At 68.9% G+C, this 20641-nt stretch carries 17 protein-coding genes; 8 read left to right on the top strand and 9 right to left on the bottom strand.

The window, feature by feature from the left end:
- Window positions 1–15: 15 nt before the first annotated feature.
- Complete coding sequence (locus tag AB0L60_RS18365; protein WP_364614936.1) at window positions 16–2730, top strand: AAA family ATPase; 2715 nt, start codon at window positions 16–18, stop codon at window positions 2728–2730.
- Window positions 2731–2799: 69 nt separating this feature from the next.
- A complete protein-coding gene (locus AB0L60_RS18360) occupies window positions 2800–3849 on the top strand; it encodes an alpha/beta hydrolase (protein WP_364614933.1) in 1050 nt (349 codons plus the stop codon).
- A gap of 100 nt (window positions 3850–3949) precedes the next feature.
- Here AB0L60_RS18360 and AB0L60_RS18355 read toward each other — a convergent pair whose 3' ends face one another.
- The 6 genes from AB0L60_RS18355 to AB0L60_RS18330 all read right to left on the bottom strand — a co-directional run bounded on the left by AB0L60_RS18355 (window position 3950) and on the right by AB0L60_RS18330 (window position 9431).
- Complete coding sequence (locus AB0L60_RS18355; RefSeq protein WP_364614930.1) at window positions 3950–5392, bottom strand: aldehyde dehydrogenase; 1443 nt, start codon at window positions 5390–5392, stop codon at window positions 3950–3952.
- Window positions 5389–6864, bottom strand: coding sequence for an NAD(P)/FAD-dependent oxidoreductase (locus tag AB0L60_RS18350; RefSeq protein ID WP_364614927.1), 1476 nt, complete (start codon window positions 6862–6864; stop codon window positions 5389–5391). The genes AB0L60_RS18355 and AB0L60_RS18350 overlap by 4 nt, the downstream gene beginning before the upstream one ends.
- Before the next feature lie 22 nt (window positions 6865–6886).
- Window positions 6887–7333 carry a VOC family protein gene (locus tag AB0L60_RS18345; RefSeq protein ID WP_364614924.1) on the bottom strand — a complete coding sequence of 149 codons (447 nt, stop codon included), beginning with the start codon at window positions 7331–7333 and terminating at the stop codon, window positions 6887–6889.
- A 34-nt stretch (window positions 7334–7367) separates the two neighbouring features.
- The gene (locus AB0L60_RS18340) at window positions 7368–8219 is read right to left on the bottom strand and encodes an alpha/beta hydrolase (protein WP_364614921.1); all 852 of its coding nucleotides are present in this window, start codon (window positions 8217–8219) and stop codon (window positions 7368–7370) included.
- A gap of 1 nt (window position 8220) precedes the next feature.
- On the bottom strand, window positions 8221–8427 hold the full coding sequence (locus AB0L60_RS18335) for a hypothetical protein (RefSeq protein WP_364614918.1): 207 nt from the start codon (window positions 8425–8427) through the stop codon (window positions 8221–8223).
- A 164-nt stretch (window positions 8428–8591) separates the two neighbouring features.
- Window positions 8592–9431 (bottom strand): helix-turn-helix transcriptional regulator, encoded by an 840-nt coding sequence (locus tag AB0L60_RS18330; protein ID WP_364614915.1) that lies wholly within the window; start codon window positions 9429–9431, stop codon window positions 8592–8594.
- A gap of 136 nt (window positions 9432–9567) precedes the next feature.
- Here AB0L60_RS18330 and AB0L60_RS18325 point away from each other — a divergent pair, with 136 nt between their 5' ends.
- Both AB0L60_RS18325 and AB0L60_RS18320 read left to right on the top strand, forming a co-directional pair.
- The gene (locus AB0L60_RS18325; RefSeq protein WP_364614912.1) at window positions 9568–10269 is read left to right on the top strand and encodes an SDR family NAD(P)-dependent oxidoreductase; all 702 of its coding nucleotides are present in this window, start codon (window positions 9568–9570) and stop codon (window positions 10267–10269) included.
- Window positions 10270–10429: 160 nt separating this feature from the next.
- Complete coding sequence (locus tag AB0L60_RS18320) at window positions 10430–11572, top strand: DUF6236 family protein (protein ID WP_364614909.1); 1143 nt, start codon at window positions 10430–10432, stop codon at window positions 11570–11572.
- 3 nt (window positions 11573–11575) lie between these two features.
- On the opposite strand, the gene AB0L60_RS18315 is transcribed toward AB0L60_RS18320, so the two are convergent.
- Together AB0L60_RS18315 and AB0L60_RS18310 are read right to left on the bottom strand one after the other, a co-directional pair.
- A complete protein-coding gene (locus AB0L60_RS18315) occupies window positions 11576–13174 on the bottom strand; it encodes a GMC family oxidoreductase N-terminal domain-containing protein (protein ID WP_364614906.1) in 1599 nt (532 codons plus the stop codon).
- 141 nt (window positions 13175–13315) lie between these two features.
- Window positions 13316–14221 carry a LysR family transcriptional regulator gene (locus AB0L60_RS18310; protein WP_364614903.1) on the bottom strand — a complete coding sequence of 302 codons (906 nt, stop codon included), beginning with the start codon at window positions 14219–14221 and terminating at the stop codon, window positions 13316–13318.
- A gap of 80 nt (window positions 14222–14301) precedes the next feature.
- Between AB0L60_RS18310 and AB0L60_RS18305 the strand changes: the two genes are divergently transcribed.
- From AB0L60_RS18305 to AB0L60_RS18290, 4 genes are all read left to right on the top strand, one after another.
- On the top strand, window positions 14302–16656 hold the full coding sequence (locus AB0L60_RS18305) for a hypothetical protein (RefSeq protein WP_364614900.1): 2355 nt from the start codon (window positions 14302–14304) through the stop codon (window positions 16654–16656).
- A 160-nt stretch (window positions 16657–16816) separates the two neighbouring features.
- On the top strand, window positions 16817–17698 hold the full coding sequence (locus AB0L60_RS18300; RefSeq protein WP_364614897.1) for a sulfite exporter TauE/SafE family protein: 882 nt from the start codon (window positions 16817–16819) through the stop codon (window positions 17696–17698).
- Between the two features lie 258 nt (window positions 17699–17956).
- Entirely contained in the window at window positions 17957–18256 is a 300-nt protein-coding gene (locus tag AB0L60_RS18295) for a hypothetical protein (protein ID WP_364614894.1), read from the top strand.
- A gap of 203 nt (window positions 18257–18459) precedes the next feature.
- A complete protein-coding gene (locus tag AB0L60_RS18290; protein WP_364614891.1) occupies window positions 18460–19050 on the top strand; it encodes a DUF4291 domain-containing protein in 591 nt (196 codons plus the stop codon).
- 290 nt (window positions 19051–19340) lie between these two features.
- On the opposite strand, the gene AB0L60_RS18285 is transcribed toward AB0L60_RS18290, so the two are convergent.
- The gene (locus AB0L60_RS18285) at window positions 19341–20576 is read right to left on the bottom strand and encodes a helix-turn-helix domain-containing protein (protein WP_364614888.1); all 1236 of its coding nucleotides are present in this window, start codon (window positions 20574–20576) and stop codon (window positions 19341–19343) included.
- Between the last annotated feature and the right edge of the window lie 65 nt (window positions 20577–20641).

Raw genomic sequence — 20641 nt, 5'->3', positions numbered from 1 at the left:
AGGAGAGCCACACCCATGCCGATGGTCGGACGAGACACCGAGCTGAAAGTCCTGGCCGCACTCGTGGGCGGCCCGGGTGACCGGAGCGGCATCCTGATCGAGGGGGAACCCGGAATCGGCAAATCGTCGCTCGTCGAGGAGACGGTCGCCATGGCGGCCGCCGCGGGGCTGCGGGTGCTGCGGACCGCGGGTGTGGAAGCCGAACACGGCCTCGACTACGCCGGGCTGCAGCGGCTGCTGTACCCGCTGCGCCGCGCGTTCGATGCCCTGCCGGCGCGCCAGTTCGAGTCGCTGACAACCGCCCTGGGCATGTCGGATGCCGTCGGCGAGCCCAGCCCGCACCTGGTGGGTCTCGCCGCCCTGACACTGCTGGCCGATCTGGCGGCCGAACAGCCGCTGCTGGTCGTCGCCGAGGATGTGCACTGGCTCGATCCCGCCAGCGCCGAGGTCCTCGCCTTCGTCGCGCGCCGCATCGACTCCGAGCCCGTCGCCATGGTCGCCACCGTGCGCGACGGCACGAGCTCGCCGCTGCACGAGGCCGAGCTGACCGCCATGCGACTCGGCCCGCTGTCCGATGAGGACGCGAACGCCGTGCTCGACAGCACCGCACCGGAGCTGTCCGCCCAGGGCCGCCGCCGGGTGCTCGCCGAGGCGCACGGCAACCCGCTCGCGCTGACCGAGCTGCCCACGGCCGTGGGGGATCTCGCCGAACCGGCGCCGACCCTTCCGTTGACCGAACGCCTCGAACGAGCGTTCTCGGCGCGCAGTGCCGCGTTGCCCGAGCGCACCCGGTCGGCATTGCTGGTCGCGGCGCTCGACGACGGCGATTCGGTCGCCGAAACACTCGCTGCCGCTGGGATTCTCCTGGGGTCCGCGGTGGGGGCCGACATTCTCGCCCCCGCGGTGGCGGCCCGATTGATCGATATCGGTTCCGGCACAGTGACTTTCCGTCATCCACTGGTCCGCTCGGCCCTCGTGGCGGCGGCAACGGACGAGGAACGCCGCCGCGCGCACCTGGCGCTCGCCGACCTGCTCGCCGAGTCTCCGGATCGCCAGGTGTGGCATCGGGCGGCGGGCACCGCCGGAGCCGATGAGGAGGTGGCGGCGACGCTCGAGGACGTCGCCGAACGGTCCCGGCACCGCGGCGGTGCGGTCGCGGCGCTGGAGCGGGCCGCCGCGCTCAGCGCCACCCCCGGCCGGCGCGCGGATCGCCTGCTGCGTGCGGCCGAATTGGCCGTCGACTCCGGTCACCGAGACACAGCCGACCGACTGGTCGACACCGCGCGTACCCTCCCCCTCACCCCCGCGCAGGAGGCCACCGCGAAGTGGCTGGTCAGCGGATTCGAGGACGGCATGCGCGAAAGTCCGTCGCGCATCGGCGAACTGGCCGCGCTCGCGGCCTCCGTCGCCGCCGACGGGTATCCGGATCCCGCGCTGCGGATCATGTGGGGCGCGGCCATGCGGTGCTTCTGGTCCGAACCCGGACCCGAGACCCGGCGCGCGGTCCTCGCGGTCGCCGACACCTTCGGCATTCCCGACGGTGACCCGCGCAAGCTGGCGATCGACTCGATCGTGGCCCCGTTCGAACGTGGCGAACAGGTGCTGCGCCACCTGCGGGCGCTGGCCGCGACCACGGGCCGCGATCCGGAGGTCGATCACTTTCTCAGCAGCGCGGCATACCAGGTCGGCGCCTTCGACCTCGCGGCGCAGTTCGCCGGTGCCGCCGCACCCGGATTCCGTTCCGCCGGACGGCTGGGGCTGCTGACCCGGGCCCTCGCGATCCAGGCCTGGAGCCTGGCCCGGCTCGGTGACCTCGCCGCCGCCGCGCCCATCGCGGCCGAGGCCGCGGCCTTCGCCCGCGAGACCGCGGCGCCGTTCATGCATGCGGTGGTCATCGCGGTACAGGCCGAAATCGCTGCTCTGCGTGGGGATTACGTACAGGCCGCAGAGCTCACGGCGGACGCCGAGCGGACCGGACTGGCCGCCGGTGCGCGGCCCGTGCTGGCCACCGTGCAGCTCACCCGGGGGCTGATCGCGCTCGGTGAGGGCCGATTCGACGACGCCTTCATCGATCTGGCCCGCATCCACGATCCGCGCGACCCGTCGTATTCGCCGGCGCTGCGCGCGTGTTTCCTCACCGAACTCGCCGAGGCCGCGGTCCGCGCCGGGCAGACCGACGCGGCGGCGGAGCTGCTGCGCGGACTGGAACCGGTGGCGGAGTCCACGTCGTCGCCCGCCCTGCACATCGGAATGCGGTATGCCCGAGCGGTGCTCGCCGGCGACTCGGCCGGCAAGCTGTTCACCGCCGCGCTGGAGGCCGATCTCACCGGATGGCCCGCCGAACGCGGCCGCCTGCATCTCGCCTATGGCGAGTGGCTGCGGCGGCAGCGCCGGGTGGTGGAGTCCCGCACCCATTTGCGGACGGCCCGAGAGACTTTCGACGCCCTGGGCTTCACGGCGTGGAGCGAGCGGGCCCGCCTGGAGCTGCGCAGCGCGGGCGAATCGAGCCCGAACCGCGATCCGGATGCCCGCGAGCGGCTCACCCCGCACGAGCTGAGCATCGCGCAGCTGGCGGCGCAGGGGCTGACCAATCGGGAGATCGGGCAGCGGCTGTACCTGTCGCACCGGACCGTCAGTACCCACCTGCACCGCATCTTCCCGAAGCTCGGGATCAGTTCGCGCGGTGACCTCGCGGCGCTGCTGCCGACCGAGGACGAGCCGGCGCGGTAGCCCAACCGACACCGAGTACGTCATCCGACGCTCGCGACACCGGTCGCCCGGTTCCTAGCGTCTGAGGACATGAACATCAGCAGACGATTTTTCGGTGGTGCGCTCGCAGCGGGCGCGGCGAGCCTGGCCGCGGCCTCGCTGAGTGCCTGCGGCACGGATTCCGCGACCGCGCCGGCGGCCACGACTCCGGTCGGCGCGGACCTGCGGAAGGGCTCGGGCGCGAATACGACACTGGGACCGATCAAGCAGATCGACGCCGGGGTCCTCAGCGTCGGCTACGCGGAATTCGGGCCCAGCACCGGACAACCCGTGATCCTGTTGCACGGCTGGCCCTACGACGCCTACAGCTACGCCGATGTCGGGCCACTGCTGGCGGCGGCCGGGTACCGGGTCCTCGTCCCGTTCCTGCGCGGCTACGGCCCGACCACCTTCCTGTCCGCGCAGACTGTCCGCAACGGCCAGCAGTCGGCGATCGCGCGCGACATCGCCGACTTCATGGACGCGCTGCACATCGACAAGGCCGTGCTCGGTGGATTCGATTGGGGCGCACGCACGGTCGACATCATCGCCGCGCTGTGGCCGCAGCGCGTCAAGGCGATGGTCGCGGTGAGCGGGTATATCGTCACGCAGCAGGCGGCACAGCAGCAGCCGCTGCCGCCGGAGGCCGAACTCGGCTGGTGGTACCAGTACTACTTCGCCACCGAACGCGGTCGCCTCGGATACACCCGCAATCGGCACGACTTCAACAAGCTGATCTGGAAGCGCGCGTCCCCGGCATGGAATTTCGACGACGCGACCTACGACCGCACTGCGGCCGCCTTCGACAATCCCGACCATGTCGACATCGTCATCACCAACTATCGATGGCGCTTGAGCCTGGCCCCGGGCGAGCCGCGATACGACGCCTACGAACGGCAACTCGCCAACGGACCGGCTATCACCGTGCCCGCGATCACCATCGGCAGCGACTTCGACGGCACGGCAAAGGACGGAAAGCCGTACGCCGCCAAGTACACCGGCAAACATGAGCACCGCGTCCTCGACGGCATCGGGCACAACGTCCCGCAGGAGGCGCCGGGCCCGTTCGCGCAGGCGATCATCGACGCCGACCACCTCTGAACAACCCGTGAACCGCCGGGTCCGGCAGCTGCCGCTGGGCCCGGCGGTTCGCTGTCCGGTCTCGCCGGACTCGATCGCACGCACCGCCTTACCAGGGGCGTCAGACGGTGATCGTCTGATACTCGGTGTACTGGCCCAAACCGACCGCGCCGTACTCGCGGCCGATGCCGCTGGTCTTGAATCCGCCGAAGGGGCCGTCGAATCCGATCGGTGCACCGTTGATGGTGACCGTGCCGGTCCGGATGCGGCGGGCAACGGCCAGCGCGGCGTCCTCGTCCGCCGACCAGACGCCACCGGAGAGTCCGTAGTCGGAGTCGTTGGCGATGCGCACCGCGTCGTCGATGTCGTCGTAGGCAAGCACGACCAGGACCGGGCCGAAGATTTCCTCACGGGCGATGCGCATGTCCGGTGTGACGTCGGCGAAAACAGTTGGGGTGACATAGAAGCCGTCCCGCAGTCCGGTCGGGACCTGCGGACCGCCGCATACCAGGCGCGCGCCTTCGGCAATACCGGCCTCGATGTAGTCGCGGACCCGCTGCTGCTGATCGCCGCGCACCATGGGCCCGATGAAGGTTTCCGGGTCGCGCGGATCACCGACCGGCAAGGATTCGACCAGCGCCGCCAGCGCCGTGACCACCTCCTCGTAGCGGGAGCGCGGGGCGAGGATCCGTGTCTGGGCGATACAGGACTCTCCATTGTTCAAGAGCGAGCCGAATTTCAGGCCGTTCATCACCGCCGTCAGATCCGCATCGGGCAGGATCACCGCCGGCGATTTGCCGCCCAGTTCGAGACTCACCCGTTTGAGCTGGGTGCCCGCGATGGACGCGATCCGGCGACCGGCCCCGGTCGAGCCGGTGAACGCGATCTTGTCCACGCGCGGATGGGAGATCAGGTACTCGCTCGTCTCCCGATCCGCGGGCAGCACGCTGATCACGCCCTCCGGCAGGCCGATTCGATCCACCAGCTCGGCCAGCAGACCCATGCTCAGCGAGTTCTCCGGAGACACCTTCAGCACCACCGAGTTTCCGGCGAGCAGGGCGGGCAGGATCTTCGACGTCGCCGACGAGAAGGGCGAATTCCACGGAATCACCGCCGCCACCACGCCGACCGGTTCGCGCCGGACCACGCTGCGCACACCGGTATCCGGGTCCGACGGGGTGAGCGTGCGCTCCCAGTCGCAATTCTCGGCCGCCGCGAGGTAGGCATTCGCCTGCCGGGTCAGACCGGCCTGGCCGGCCCTGGTGAACCATGCGGCGGAACCGTTTTCGTCGGTGATGATCTCGGCGATCCGGTCGGCCTGCTCCTCGCGCAGCTTGTTGAACTGCCGCAAGGCCGCGATTCGCGCGGCGGGCGAGGTATCGCGCCAGACACGGCCCTCGAAGGCCGCGTGCGCCGCCACCACCGCGCGGTCCACATCGGCGGGTTGCGCCTGCGCCGCCCAGCCGATGACCGATCGATCGTGCGGCGAGAGGATCTCCAGCAGTGCCGGTTCGCTGGGTTCGGTCCACGAACCGCCGACGTAGAGCCGGTCGTAGGTGATCATCTGGCTTCTCCCTCGGTCGGCGAATTCTGTTGGTCGCGATAGGTTTCCAGCAGCCGGAGCCAGACTTCGCTGATGGTGGGGAAGGACGGCACCGCATGCCAGAGACGGTCGAGGGGGACCTCGCCGGCGATGGCGATGGTGGCCGAGTGCAGCAGTTCGGCGACGCCCGGCCCGGCGAAGCTCGCGCCGACGATGACCCGGCGGTCCGGGTCGATCAGGACCCTGGCCCGGCCCCGATAGCCGGGATCGTGCTGGATCGCACCGGCGACCCGGCCGATGTCGTAGTCGACGACGTCCACGTCGCGCCCGGCGCGCGCGGCGTCCTCGGTGGTGAGACCCACCGCCGCGATCTCCGGGTCGGTGAACACGACCTGCGGCACCGCTTCGAGGTCCGCGGTCCCCGCGTGGCGGCCCCAGCGACCGGTGTCCAGCGCCAGCCCGCGCGCCCGGGCGGCGATGACCGCCCCGGCGATGCGGGCCTGGTACTTGCCCTGATGGGTCAGCAGCGCACGATGATTCACGTCCCCGACCGCATACAACCACTCCCCGTCGACCGCGGTCACGGTGAAGGTGTCGTCGGTGGTGAGCCACTGGCCGGGTGTCAGGCCGATCGTGTCGAGGCCGAGGTCGTCGGTCCGGGGTGCGCGTCCGGTCGCGAGCAAGAGTTCATCGGCGACCAGCCGGGTGCCGTCGGCGAGGGTGAGGTGGATGCTGTCGTCGGGTCCGCCCGCGCGCTCGGCGGCGGTGATGGTGGTACCGAACCGCAGGTCCACTCCGGCGGCCCGGAGCTGCTCGGCGACCAGGTCCGCGGCGAAGGCTTCGACCCGGCCCAGCAGCCGGGATTCGCGGGCGATGAGGGTGACCCGCGCGCCCAATGCCTGCCAGGCGGCGGCCATCTCGGTGGCGACGACTCCGGCTCCCAGAATCGCGAGCCGGTCCGGTACCTCCCGGGCGCTGGTGGCCTCGCGACTCGTCCACGGCCGCGCGGCATCCAGGCCCGGCAGTGGCGGGAGGGCGGCCGACGTGCCGGTGCACACGGCCACCGCATAGCGGGCGGCGAGCCGCACGGTCTCGCCCTCGCGCGTCTCGACCGTCACTCGCCGGGGTCCCTCGAGCCGGCCGTGGCCGCGGATGAGTTCGACATCGACCGAGGCGAGCCAGTCGAGCTGGTCCCGGTCGTCCCAGTCGGCCACCATCCGGTCGCGATGCTTCAGCACCGCGGCCGCGTCGAGGGGTCCGGTGACCGCCTCCCCGACACCGGGGAAGCGGGCGGCCTCGCGGTAGAGCAGTGCGGGACGCAGCAGCGCCTTGCTGGGTTCGCATGCCCAGTACGAGCATTCGCCGCCCACCAGTTCGGATTCGACGATCACGGTGCTCAACCCGGCGGCGCGGGTCCGGTCGGCGACATTCTCACCGACCGGCCCGGCCCCGACGACCACGACGTCGTAGGTACGAACTTCCTTGTCGGACATGGGGTTCCCTTCGATGGCCGAGTCAGCGGCCGGGTGCGCGCTGCGTGATTTCCTGCAGGAACCAGTCGTTGCCGTCCGGATCGGTGAACGCGGCGAACGATCCGTAGCTGCGTCGCTGCGGATCCGCTCCGGGGACGCGGCCTTCGGTTCCGGCGTGGTGGAACACACCGGTGGCATCACGGAACGGTCCGTCCACGGCGATTCCGCGCTCGGTCAACTCCACGACGGCCTTCTCGATATCGGTGACGATCAGATGCAGACCCCGCAGGGATCCGGGCTCGGCCGCGGTGACGCCGGTGCCGAAGATGACCGAGCACTCCGAGCCGGGCGGGGTGACCTGCACGACGCGATAACCGTCGTCCACGGGGAAATCGGCGTCGAGACGGAAGCCGAGGCGCTCGGTGTAGAAGGCCTTGGCGCGGTCGACGTCGGCGACGGGCAGGACGACGACTTCCAGTTTCATATCCATGATTCGTGTTCTCCTCGAACGTCTTTGGCGATTGTCAGTGGGCGGAATTCTTGGCGGCCTGCTCGATCACCTCGGCCACCCGATCGGGGTGCGAGGCGGCCACCGAGTGCGAGGCCGCGATCTCGGTGACCTGCGCGTGCGCCCGCTCGGCCATGAACCGTTGTGCCGCAACGGGGATGTTGAGGTCCTGGGTGGTGATCACGTCCCAGCTGGGCTTGTCGGTCCAGGCGGCGACGGTGGCCTTCTCCTCGAGCGCGGCCTGCAGGATCGGACGCTGGGCGGCGGCAGCCAGGGCGGCGCGGTCGGCCGGGACGTCGGCGGCGAACTGGTCGTGGAACTTGGCCTGCTGGATGTACAGGTCGGTGCCGGTGCTGCCGTCGGGATTGGTGAACGGGACCGGGTCGAGCGTGCCGGGCAGGGTCGACCCGGGGAACTTGTTGGTCAGCTCCAGCGCGGTCTCGCCGGGTGCGGGCAGGAATGCCGCCACGTACACCAGCGCCTTGACCTGATCGCTGCCGGCCGCGGCGGCGCTGATGACCGATCCGCCGTAGGAGTGGCCGACCAGCACGACGGGTCCGTTGGTGTGGCTGATCAGCCCCCGCAGGGTGGTGGCGTCGGCGGCGGGCCCGCGCAGCGGATCGGCTGCCGCGACAACCGGATAGTGGTCCTTGCGGAGTTGGTCGATGACATCGTTCCAGCTCGATCCGTCCGCGAACGCACCGTGCACCAGCACGATGGTCGGCTTCGGCGCGTCCTCGGTCGGTCCGGCATGGGTGGTGGTGCTCGCGGTGCAGGCGACGACGAGGCTACCGGCCGCGACCGCCGCCGTGACCGCCGCGATCGCCCGGCCCGCGCGCCGCATCCGGGGGCGTCGAATGTCGACCATGTCATTGTCCTTTCGAGGTGAAGCACGTTGTGCGGCTTCCACTCTGGTTTCCGCTCCCCCACCGCCACATCTGTCGGCTGACGCCGACCATGACGTAGTCGTCACCCGGCGGTCGATGCAGCAGCCAGGCCGGCGAGACCTGCGCGGGTGTGGCGTCGGCCTCGGCCACAGGGCCGTCGGCGACGGCGTACTGGGATGTGGCTGTCATCAGTGGGACCCCTTCCTCTTCGCGAGCCGTGAATCGCGGGCGCGAGCGTCCGCGTCGAGGAAGATAGGTTTCGCGGGAAGGCCGCGGCGAGCGTCGGATGACGTAATTACTGTCGGTCAGGCCGAGTTCGGGTGACGTGGTCCGACGCCGTCCGGCCCGAATGATCAGCCGATGGCGGTTGGGGTTCCGAGGGCGGTGAGCAGGGAAAGGCGTTCGGCGTCTGCGCTGCCGGGCTCGGCGGTGTCGATCATGATTCGCAGGTCGCAGCCCGCCACCGTGAGGACTGCGCAGTCCAGGGTCAGGGCGCCCGCTGTCGGGTGGTCGACGGTCTTGACCGTGATGTCGTAGCCGGCGACGGCGCCGGACTCCCAGAATGCGGCGAAGCGGGGGCTATGGGTGCGCAGGTCGGCGATGAGGCGGCGCAGGCGCTGGTCGGCGGGGTAGCGGGCCTCGGCGGCGCGCAGGTCGGATACCAGTGCGGTTTCGAGGGATTCGAGGGTGCCCGGTGCGTAGCGGCCGACGGAGCCGGGGCCGATGAAATGCCGCCACACCCGGTTGCGTTCGTTGCCCTGCCAGGTCGTCGAATCGCCCAGCAGCGCCGCGCATGCCGGATTCGCTTGCAATAGTGTCCAGGACGCGTCGAAGACGGCGACCGGGATGCCGACCAGCCGATCCAGCATGCGCTGTACGGCGGGCGGGATGGCGGTCGGGACGGTTCCGGGCTCGGGCAGTACCAGTCCGGCCAGCCGATACAGGTGCGCACGCTCGTCGGCCGACAAGCGCAAGGCCCGCGCCAGCGCCTCGACCACCTGGGGCGAGGGGTTGGATGCTCGGCCCTGTTCGAGCCGGGTGACGTAGTCGACGGAAATACCGGCCAGCAGCGCCAGTTCCTCACGGCGCAGGCCGGGCGCACGGCGCGCGCCGTTCGCCGACAGCCCTACGGCGTCGGGCGATACCTGATCGCGCCAGCGCCGCACCGCTACTCCGAATTCCGCTGTGGCCATGGGATTCATTCTGCCCGTTCGCCGATCCGCTCACCGTCGGCGGATCGCTCGATATCGGCCGTCCCAGCCTGGTATCGACAGTCCCAGGAAGATCAGGCGACTGGCTGATGCCGCGGGGCGGCGCGAATCTGAGGACATGACAACAACACTCATTACCGGCGCCAACAAGGGGCTGGGTTTCGAAACCGCCCGTCGGCTCGTCGCGGCGGGGCACACCGTGTATGTCGGCAGCCGCGACGCCGAACGTGGGCGGCTCGCCGCGGCGGAAATCGGGGCACGCTCCGTCCAGCTGGATGTCACCGACGACGCGTCCGTCGCCGCGGCCGCGAAGATCACCGAGGCGGACGGCGGACTCGACGTGCTGGTCAACAACGCGGGCATCGATATCGAGGGCAATGGCGCGGTCGATCTGGCCGACGTCACAGCCGACATGATGCGAGCGGTATTCGACACCAATGTTTTCGGCGTCGTGCGCGTCGTGCACGCGTTCCTGCCGCTGCTACGGCAATCCACCGCACCGGTCATCGTCAATGTCAGCAGTTCCCTGGCCTCGATGGCACGCGGCACCACCCCCGGCACCCAAACCTACGCCTATCCCGGATTGTCCTATCCCGCATCGAAAACCGCGCTGAACAGAATCACCGTGCAATACGCGAAAGCGTTCCCGGAAATTCGGATCAACGCGGTGGAACCCGGATACACCGCGACCGACCTCAACGCCCACGCGGGCAGGCAGACCGTCGAGGAGGGTGCCGAGATCATCGTACGGATGGCCCGCGTTCCCCAAAACGGTCCCACCGGAGGCTATTTCGACGCCTCCGGAACGCTGCCCTGGTAGCGACCGAGGATCCGTCATCACTGTCAGCGAAAACAACGAATGGTGGAGGGCGGCGGGATCGGCACACGGAACAGACTCCGCTGCAACAACATTGCGACGGCGAACGTGGTAGCGGTGGCATGCTGGACGAGTGTCTAAGATCGCCCTGTACTACCCGTGAATGCGTTTCCGGAACGAGAACTGGCTCAAGCTCGCGATTCTGACCTGGGATTCGGTCGGGCGGATTCAGCCGCGGCTCACCATGGACGTGGACTCGGACCTGGTGTTGCAGTTGCAGTCGGAGACGGACTTCCTCTTCGGGGTGGAACCCTCGCGCCGGGAACTGGTGGCGATCGCGGATGTGTTCCGGGAGATCGTGGAGTTGGGCGGAGAGGATCTGCGGGAGCGATTCGCCTGGCAGCAGGCCATCGAGGAAACAGCCGGCGGGCGAGCGGTACCCGGGCTGCGCGGCAGCTACCCGGGCCTGGTGTGGGTACACGCAGGGCAGAGTGGACCGAAAATGGCTCGTACCCTGCTCAGTTCGTTCGAGGCGGCCGATCTCGCCGTCATCGTGGACGAGGACGATGCCGTCTACGTCGGTCTGCATCCCGCGCTGGCCCGGATCTACCTGACCGCGCTGGCCGATGTGGTGTCGCAACACCGCGCGCTGGCCCCGGCGACCGACGATGTCGACGCGCACAGCGCCGTGGGCACTCTGGACCGCCTCTACGAACTCCTGCTCGACGAGGATGTCGCCGTACCTGCGATCGGCGATGTCGAGGGTGCCTACGTCCACCTCGCCGTCGAGGCATCCATCCGGCCCGATCACCTCGAGGGGGTGCCACTGGACACGCTGATCTCCTTCCGGGATCGATATCGCGGCGAGCTGGCGGCCTTCCGCACCCACGTCGCATCGTTGTCCGCGGAGCTGGGAACCATTGCCGCCATTGCGGATCCGGTCATCGCGGAGAAGCACCTGCAGAGCGTCTACAACGCCAATACCAAGCCGCAACTCGACGAGCTCCGCCGCGCGCTGCGTGCCCTGGGCGTCGAATCCAGCATCGGCTTGCTGGGGCTGAAGGTAGATATCAGCGAAGCCGCGGCAGGCACATTGCTCGGGGCCGGTGCCACTTTGGGCGCTGCTACCGGACACCCGGTGGCGGTGGCCGGAGGGGTGGCCCTCGGAGTGGGGTCCTACGTGGCGGACCGGCGAAAGGCCCGCCGGACTCTCCACCGTGAATCACCCGTCTCCTATCTCCTGGCAGTCGACAAGGAGCTCTCGGGGCAGTCGCTGATCGATCGGATGCGGCGGCGCACTCGATAGCGCTCAGGCCAGGATGATCGAGGCGGCGTGTTCGCCGATCATCATGGTGGACGCGTTGGTGTTGCCGCCGACGATGCTGGGCATGATCGAGGCGTCGGCGACGCGCAGTCCGGCCACTCCGCGCACCCGGAGTGCCGGGTCTACGACCGCGCGGTCGTCTACACCCATGCGGCAGGTGCCGACGGGGTGATAGACGGTGGTTGCGCGGTTGGGGACTTCGGCGGCCAGCTCCGCGCGGGCGGGGTATTGCGGGCCCGGAGAGATCTCGGTGTCCACCGCGCTGCTGATCGACTTTGCGGCCATGACCTCTCGGGTCAGCTCCATGCCGTACACCAGCGTGTCCACGTCGCGCTGCTCGGCGAGATAGTTGGGGTCGATGGCGGGCGCAGCGGTGGGGTCGGCCGATGTCAGGCGCAGCGTGCCCCGGCTCTGCGGGTAGATCATCGTCACCAGGACGGTCAGTGACCGGCGCGGATCGGGGGTGTGGCGGATCGGGGCATCCTGATTGGGGCCGGGATAGCTCCACGGCAGCACGTGCAGTTGCAGATCGGGCGCCCCGGCCGCATGCGGGGTGCGCAGGAACGCGACAACTTCGAACACGCTGCGCGCCAGCCAGGTGCTGTTGTTGCGCAACGACTCCCGCAGAAACGCCCGGGCGAAATAGCCCGCGGACGAACGGCGCACGGCGGTCGGCATGGCGAAGGTCATCGGCACGAACAGGTGGTCGTGCAGGTTGTCGCCCACCGGGAGGTCGGCGACGACGTCGATGCCGAAGGCGCGGAGATGATCGGCCGGTCCGATGCCCGAGAGCATGAGCAGCTGCGGAGAGCCGAATGTTCCTGCGCTGACTATGATCTCGCGCTCGGCACGCAGCACTTCGATGCCCTGCTCGGTCCGGAATTCCACACCGGTGGCCCGACCGTTCTCGATCACGATGCGTGTCACGTGCGTATTCGGCAGCACGGTAAGGGTTTTCGGGCGATCGTCGAGATAACCGACCGAGGTGCTGTAGCGCAACCCGTTGCTGTTGCTCTGCTGGAAGATCGAGACGCCTTCCTGCTCGGCGCCGTTGTAGTCGGGGTTGCGCGGCAGGTCGGTGGTTTCGGCCAGCGCTTCCATGAACGACTCCGACGCGGGCGTCAGATCGCGCGCCCGGATCACCTTGATCGGACCTGCGCCACCGCGGAACTCGCTCGCGCCGTCCTCGAACGACTCGAATTTCTTGAAGCTCGGCAGCACGTCCTCATACGACCAGCCGTTGTTGCCCTCGCCGGCCCAGTCGTCGAAGTTCCGCCGGTTGCCGCGCACGAACACCATGCCGTTGACCGAGCTCGAACCGCCGACCACCTTGCCGTGCGTCTGCGGGATGGTTCGGCCCAGGGCATGCTTCTGCTCGACGGTGTAGTGGCCCCAGTCGATCCGCTTCTTCAGCTGCGGCACGCTGTGCATCGGACCGATCATGCCGGGCTTGCGCACCAGCCGGCTGTTGTCGCGACCGCCCGCCTCGAGCAGCGTGACAGCGGCGCCGGTATCGGCCAGCCTGCGGGCAATAATGGCCCCGGCGCTCCCGGAACCGATGATGATGTAGTCCGTCGCCGCCATGACCAGCCCTTCTGTCCGCACAGGTCTCGCCGCGAGTCACCGACGAAACTGGAACATGTTGCGAAAGTACTCGAAAGCGGCCGCCCAGGAACCCGTTTCAGAGCATGGATAGGCGGAGTTCGTTCGGTTGGTGTCCGGGCATCACCGCGAGTGCACGGCGCTCAGCACGAATTCGTTCACGCACCTGACGAACGCCTGGCAGGCGGCCGAGACCGGAGCTCGGGGCGCCACCAGGTTGACCTGCCGCCGAAGTTCGGCGTCGGATACTTGCCGAAGCACCAGGCTCGCGTCCCGGTCGGCATGCGACCGGGCGACGGACTCCGGCAGCAACGCCACACCCAGACCCTGACGGACGAACTGCGCAACCTGCTCGACTCGGGTGACCTCGAACGCGACATGCCTTGTCACACTGGTGAATCCGCGGTCGGTCTCGTGGCGCAGGCCGTAGCCGGGCGGGAAGTCGATGAATGGGCAGGCCGCCAGGTCGTGCACGGAAACCGACGCGGCCGCCGACGCCGGATGATCGACCGGCAGCACCGCGACCAACGGCTCGCTCAGCAGTGGGGTGAATTCCACGTGCGCCATGGCCGATTCGACGGCCAGTCCCACGATCGCGACATCGAGTTTGCGGTCGCGCACCGCACCGACCAGCAGGTCACTGCCGCCGCTGCGCAGTGTCACGCTCACCTCCGGATAGCGGGCGTGGAAGGCCGCCATGAGCGCGGCGACGTCCAGCAGCTCCGGCGGCACCTCCATCAGCCCCACGGTCAACCGGCCACGTACGGCGCCGTGCAGCGCTTGTGCGTCGATGACGAGCCGATCCACTCCGGCGAGCACCTGCCGGATCTGCGGCAGCAGCGCCTCCCCCTCCGGGGTCGGGACGACCGACCGGGTGGTGCGCGCGAACAGCCGCACCCCGAGTTCGTCCTCGAGTTTGCGCACCTGCTGGCTCAGCGCCGACTGCACGACGAACAGATCGGCGGCCGCCTTGGTGAAACTGCCGAGCTCGGCTACGGCGACCACATAGCGCAACTGCTGAAGGTTCATCCGATCAATCACTCTCGATGATGAATACGATCATATTCATACCTTGGACTGGATAGTTCGGGCGGCCCAGAATCATCGGCATGCCCACGCACCCCGATCTGCGGCTCTCCCCCACGGCGCCGGTGCCGCTGCGCCCGCACGACGGCCCGCGAATCAACGATTGCTCGGATCCCGCTGTGCGCGAACGTATTACGGTCGAGATCACAGCCCTGCCGTTCCTGGGCACGCTGACCTGCTCGACCCACACCCTGACCGCGGGCGCGACGGAGGAGCTGGTGCTGACCTACATCGTCGGCAGCTCCGGGATCGCCGACAGCGGATGGCTCAAGCTCTGCTTCCGGTACTACTCGGACTGGGACCTCCAGGTCGGCGACCCCGCCGGACGCGACTACGCGAGCGCGCGGCTGATACACCGGTCGCTGATCGGCGGCGCGTCACCGGACAGCGCTGCCACCGCACAGCGCCTGGACGTGCGCTACGACGTGAAGGGCGGCGAGCGGCCCTTCCAGAAATCCGTTCTCGTCCATGTGGTGGACGGATATCTGCGACCCGGTGACGTGATCGAAATCCGGCTCGGAGACCGGCGTTTCGGTGGTCCCGGTACGCGGGTGCAGACCTTCGTGGAGGATGCCTTCGCCTTCCATCTGTTCGTCGACCCGCTCGGCACCTCCCGCATGGCGCACGCCGGCGCCTGCCATCTCGCTATCGTGCCCGGCCCGCCCGAACGCCTGGTCGTGCACGGCCCCCGGCTGGTGCGCGCCGATGCCGGGGCGGTCGACCTGCACGCGCATCTGCAGGACCGCTGGGGCAACGCCTGCCGCGACCTGCCCGTCCGGCTGCGCGCCATCCGCGCTGACCGCACCGTCGCCACCGCGGCCACGCCCGCGACGGGCTGGGCGCGCGCCACCCTCACCGTGCCGCCGGTCGACGACACCGACGAGATCCTGGTGGCGGCCGAATTCGACGGCGGCGCAGTCGCATCCGCGCGCTGCCACCTCGATACCATCGCCGACCTGCCGGCACCGCGCGCGTTCTTCGCGGACCTGCACGTGCATTCCGACGACACCGTCGGAACCCAGGACACCGCATGGAATCTCGCCTATGGACGCGAGATCGGCGCGCTGGATGTGCTCGGCTACACCGCCAACGACTTCCAGATCACGGACGAAACCTGGGACGAGGTGGTCGCCGCCTGCCGGCGGGCCGGGGAGGACGGCCGGTTCGTCTGCTATCCGGGTGTGGAATGGTGCGGCACCGCAGGCGTCGGCGGCGACCACAATGTCGTATTCCTCGGCGAGGACACCACTCTCGCCCGATCGCTCACCTGGCACGCGAACATGTCGAGCACCATCCCCGTGCCCGAAACCTGGCCCATCACCGAGCTGTACGCGGCCTACGACGAGGACCCCGACTCCTACCTGCTCATTCCGCACGTCGGCGGTCGGCGCGCCGTCCTCGACTGGCATCACCCGGAATTGGAGCGGCTGATCGAGGTCCACTCCACCTGGGGCTCGAGCCCCTGGTTCCTCGAGGACGCCCTCGCCCGCGGGCTGCGCCTGGGCGCCAGCGCCGCCAGCGACGAGCACCGCGGACGGCCCGGCAGCGGGGCGCCCGGCGCCAACATCTTCGGGGCGGCCGGCGGCCTGACCGGCGTCCTCGCACCCGAGCTGACCGCCGCCGAGGTGGGCCGGACCCTGCGCGCCCGGCGCACCTGGGCCACCACCGGCGCCCGGGCGGTCGCCCTGCTGCGCTCGGGCGACCGGTGGATGGGTGACGATATCGTCTCCGCCGCAACCGAACTCGATGCCGAGTACGCCGTGTACGGCACCAGCGGATGGGAGGAGATACGGCTCTTCGACGCCACCGGCGAGGTCTGGCGGCGCGACCTGCACGCCGAAACCGGCTTGTCGGACACGCTCGTTCGCGTGCGCTGGGGCGGGGCCCGCCATCGCGATCGGTATCGCTGGGCGAGCTGGACCGGACGAATGCGGATCATCGGCACCGACGTCGTGGCCGCCGAGCCCTGGGCGGCCCTGCACCTCGAACAGCGGATCGCTGCTACCGGCAACGAGATCACCTGGCGCACAACAACCTACGGCGCGGATATCGGCGTGGTCGTGACCCTCGGAGCGCTTGCCGACGCCCGCTTCGAGCTGGAGACCACCGTGCGTGAGGACGATCGGCGCGGCACGCTCGAGGTGACCGGTGCCGAGCTGATCCGGTCGGGTCACCGGGAACTCGCCATGGGCGGGCTCGATCTCCGGATCCGGATCGAACGCATCGCCGACCCGGCCGGGCTCCCGGTCAGCGTGCGCGGCGCCGTGACTCTCGCGGTGCCGCCGCACGACAGTGCCGTCTACCTTCGCGCCCGCCAATTCGACGGCCACCAGGCATGGACCAGTCCACTGTTCCTCACGCGCACCGAAAACCCCTGAACCCCATGACCATTCCCGCCCGCATTAGGCTGATCCGCCGCCTGCACATCGACCTGATGCGCATCACCACCGCATCGTGTGAGCCCTCCGGCACTCCTCCCCGATTCTCCGCACCGCGCGCCGAGACCGGCCGCGCGTCATCCTCAGAAGGCACACACACATGCATTCCCCCACCCTGGGCGCCGTCGGGCTCGTCATCGGGTTCTTCGTCGGCCTCACCGGCATGGGCGGCGGCGCCCTGCTGACCTCGGTGCTGGTCCTCGGCTTCGGCATCCCACCCCTGGCCGCCATCTCCAACGACCTGTTCGCCTCGCTCATCATGAAACCGTTCGCGGTCCCGGTTCACCTGCGCCGCAGAACAGTTCACTGGCGGCTGGCCGGGCTGCTCGCCCTCGGATCGGTCCCTTCAGCCTTCCTCGGCGCGGTCCTGGTCGGTGTGCTCGGCCATGCCGCGGCCGTCCAGAACAATCTGAAATTCGCCATCGGGGTCGGACTCACCCTGTCCGTCGTCTTCACCCTCGCGCGCCAAGCGATCGAACGCCGACGCCGAAGCCCGCTCGCCACCGACGACCTGCCGCTGACGATCCGTCCCGTCCCGACCGTCCTGATCGGAGTCCTCGGCGGCCTGCTCGTCGGACTCACCTCCGTCGGTGCGGGCGCGGTCATGATGGCCGCACTGGTGATCGTCTACCCCACCCTGCGCCCCAACCAGCTGGTGGGCACCGACATCGTGCAGGCCATCCCCCTCGTCGCCGCCGCCACCCTCGGGCACCTGCTGTTCGGCGATGTCCGCCTCGCCCTCACCGGATCCCTTGTCCTGGGCGCGATCCCCGGCGTCGTACTCGGCGCCCTCCTCTCCTCCCGCTCCCCCGCCGCGATCATCCGCCCCGCCTTCACCGCCGTACTCACCGCCTCGGCCCTGGCCCTCCTCCACGCGACCATCACCGTCATCTCCCTCGCCGCAGCCTTCGCACTCACCGCCAGCGTCCTCCTCACCACCGCCCAGCCTCGAACAGCGGTGACGGCACAGCACGTTTGCTGAAACCAGACCAGCCATCATGCAACCTTCACGAGATCTTGAAATTCAAGATCGTTACCAGCAAAGTGACAGCCATTCCACACCTTTTCAAGCCGAATCCGAACCGGTCATCCATGCGAATCGGCAGGCTGCCGAGCACATCAGGCCACCCGAGAAATAGCTACCGATCAGCACATACGCAAAAGGATGCGCACATTATGATGTGAAAATGACAGCGGAGGGGAAGCGGACAAAGAGAGGCGCGAGAAAGGAACGAGGATCATGACCACACCCGAGCATGCGGCGCACGCCGAGCACGACCACCATCACGGCGAAGGTTGCGGACATGTAGCTGTTCCACACAGCGGCCACACCGACTACGTGCACGACGGTCACCTGCACCGCGCACACGGCGATCACTACGACGAGTGCGAACCGACCGCGCACACCGCGCACGAAAGCCACGATCACGTCCACGGCGAGGGCTGCGGCCACACCGCCGTGCCCCATGGCGACCACGTCGACTACATCCACGATGGGCACCGGCACGCACCCCACAACGGGCACTACGACGAACACTGATGATCGCGCTCGGCGGATGCGGTCGAATGTCCGGATATCGACAGCCGTCGGTGATCGGCGGCCGTTCAGCCTGAAAGCTGTTGTGGCGCAGGGGTGGCGGTGAGAGGTCAGATGCCGCGCGGCTTCAACACGCTGCCTCACGGCCAGCCCTGTGGGTAAAGCAGTGGCGGCTACGGCGTGCACGGCCATACTCTGCGCTCGTTATGAATCAGTACGAGATCCGCGCAGACTTCGACCGCGACACGATCGTCGTCTACCAGGCCTTCAACGAGGCCATCGCCTCCGCCGCTGTCGCAGCGCAACGCTTGGTCGAGCCCTTCTCGCTCAATCGCATGACGTGGATCAAGCCGTCTTTCCGATGGCTCATGCAGCGCAGCAACTGGGCCCGCAAGCCTGGTCAGGAACGCATTCTCGCAGTCCGGATCACCCGGGCGGGATGGGAGGAGGCCCTCACTCACGCAGTCCTCACCAGCCCCGAGCGGCGGGTCTACGCTGATGCCGCACAGTGGCGGGCAATGTTCAAGCACGCGCTCGTCCATGTCCAATGGGATCCGGAGTACTCGATGCAGGGGGCGAAGCTCGACCACCGCAGCATTCAGGTCGGCTTGTCTCGAAACATCGTCGAACGCTACGTCAGCGACTGGACCGTAGAGATACGCGATTGCACCCCCCTCGTGCACCGGATCTCCGCACATCTGCGCGAGGGGCGGGCCGACCGCGCCAAGCGCCTCATCCCTCCGGAGAAGCTCTATCCAGTCGGCCCAGAACTAGCGAGAAGCCTTGGGGCCCTGTGACCTACATTCGAGCACAGGTGGGTGAACCCGGCGGCACCGCGATTGTTTCCTTCGGCGGCACCGGCAGATTGGAGTTCACCGATGATCACAACGACGGACACGAAGAACGGTGCGCCGCGCGGGGCGGTCGAAGAGGGTGTCGTCGTGTTCCGGGGTGTGCCGTATGCCGAACTTCGGCCGCACCGGCGCCCCCAGCGCGGACCCCGAATGGTCGCCGTTCACCGCGCCCAAGCCCGGCACCTGGGCGTAACCGGCTGAGCTTCACCCCTCGCGACAGACGACGGTAACTGTCAAACTCCCGACCGGTCAGACTTCGGCAGACCCAGCTGCGCGCAGGCGAGCAACGCGACCTCGATGTCGAGCCTGCGCTCGGTGAGCGGATGCCCCAGCAGCTCTTCGACTTTGCGCACCCGGTAGTGGACTGTGTTCTTGTGAACGTGCAGCCGGGCGGCGGCATCGGTGTAGCTGCCGCGGGTGTCGAGGAAGGCGCGGACCGTCTCGCGTAGCCGCGCGGCGGTCTCGTCTCCGCCCATGAGCCCGCCCAGTACGCGCCGGGCCCACGCCTCGACCTCGGGCAGGTGGTCGGCGAACAGAGCAGCCAGCGCCACCTCCGAGTAGACCGTCAGCCCGCGTCCGCGTGTGGCCAGCGCGACCGCCCGGGCGGCCTGGGCATCACGGAAGGTCTGCCGGAAGCCGTCGAGGCCGGTGGCCGGATCTCCCACGGCCATGGACAGATTCGGGTGCGCGCTCAGGTCGCGCTCCAATCGCGCGGCATCGAGCGCGGGTCGGCCCACCGAGGCGATCCAGACCCACCGGGTGTGGTCGTCGATCTCGACGGTCATCGGGGTCTTCCCGGTGGCGGCGGCCACCAGCGCGGTGCCCGCCCGCAGCACCGCGCCCGGGTCGCGGGTCACCGGAGGAGTCCACAACAGGACGAACTGGTGCCACCCGCGCAGCGACGCCGACAGCATCTGCTCGGCCGAGGCCAGATCGAGGTCCTCCGCGTCGAGTACCGCGCGCACCTGGGCGGCGCGGGCGGCGTCGGTACGCGCGTCCCAGCGGCGGCGTTCGCTCGCGTAGATGTCGATCAGGCCCTCGATCACCCGATCGATGTAGCCGTTGACCAGTGCCGCGATGCGCGCGGCGGTGACCAGGGCGACGTCGGTCGACGGGCTCAGTTCGGCCAGCACGGTCAGGACCCACTGCCCGAACATGTGCTCGCCGAGCCGGTAGGCACGCAACAGCGCCTCCAACGACAGATCATGCTGGGCGAAGCGGCGGGCGTATTCGGCGGCGGCCGGCGGCACGGCGAAGTCGTCGAGACCGATGGCCAGGGTGAGCATGTCCAGCATGGCCGCGAGGTTGGATTCGGTGCTGGCCACCATCAGCCTGCGTACCTCGTCGTCGTGCCGGAACTCGGGGATGACCTCGACGAACATCGAGGTCATCGTGGGTGTCAGGCGGTCCAGGTCGGCCTTGATCCGCCCCGCCACCTCACGTACGAGGGGATCGTTGTCGAGCGCCATGGCCGCTGACAGTACTCCCGCACACCGCCGGAACCGCACGGTTTGTGTTCACGGCACAACCCGGC

Source organism: Nocardia sp. NPDC051981, assembly GCF_040680715.1.
GTDB lineage: Bacteria > Actinomycetota > Actinomycetes > Mycobacteriales > Mycobacteriaceae > Nocardia.
The sequence above is the reverse complement of the archived record's forward strand: the minus strand, read 5'-3'. Positions and strand labels throughout refer to the sequence as shown.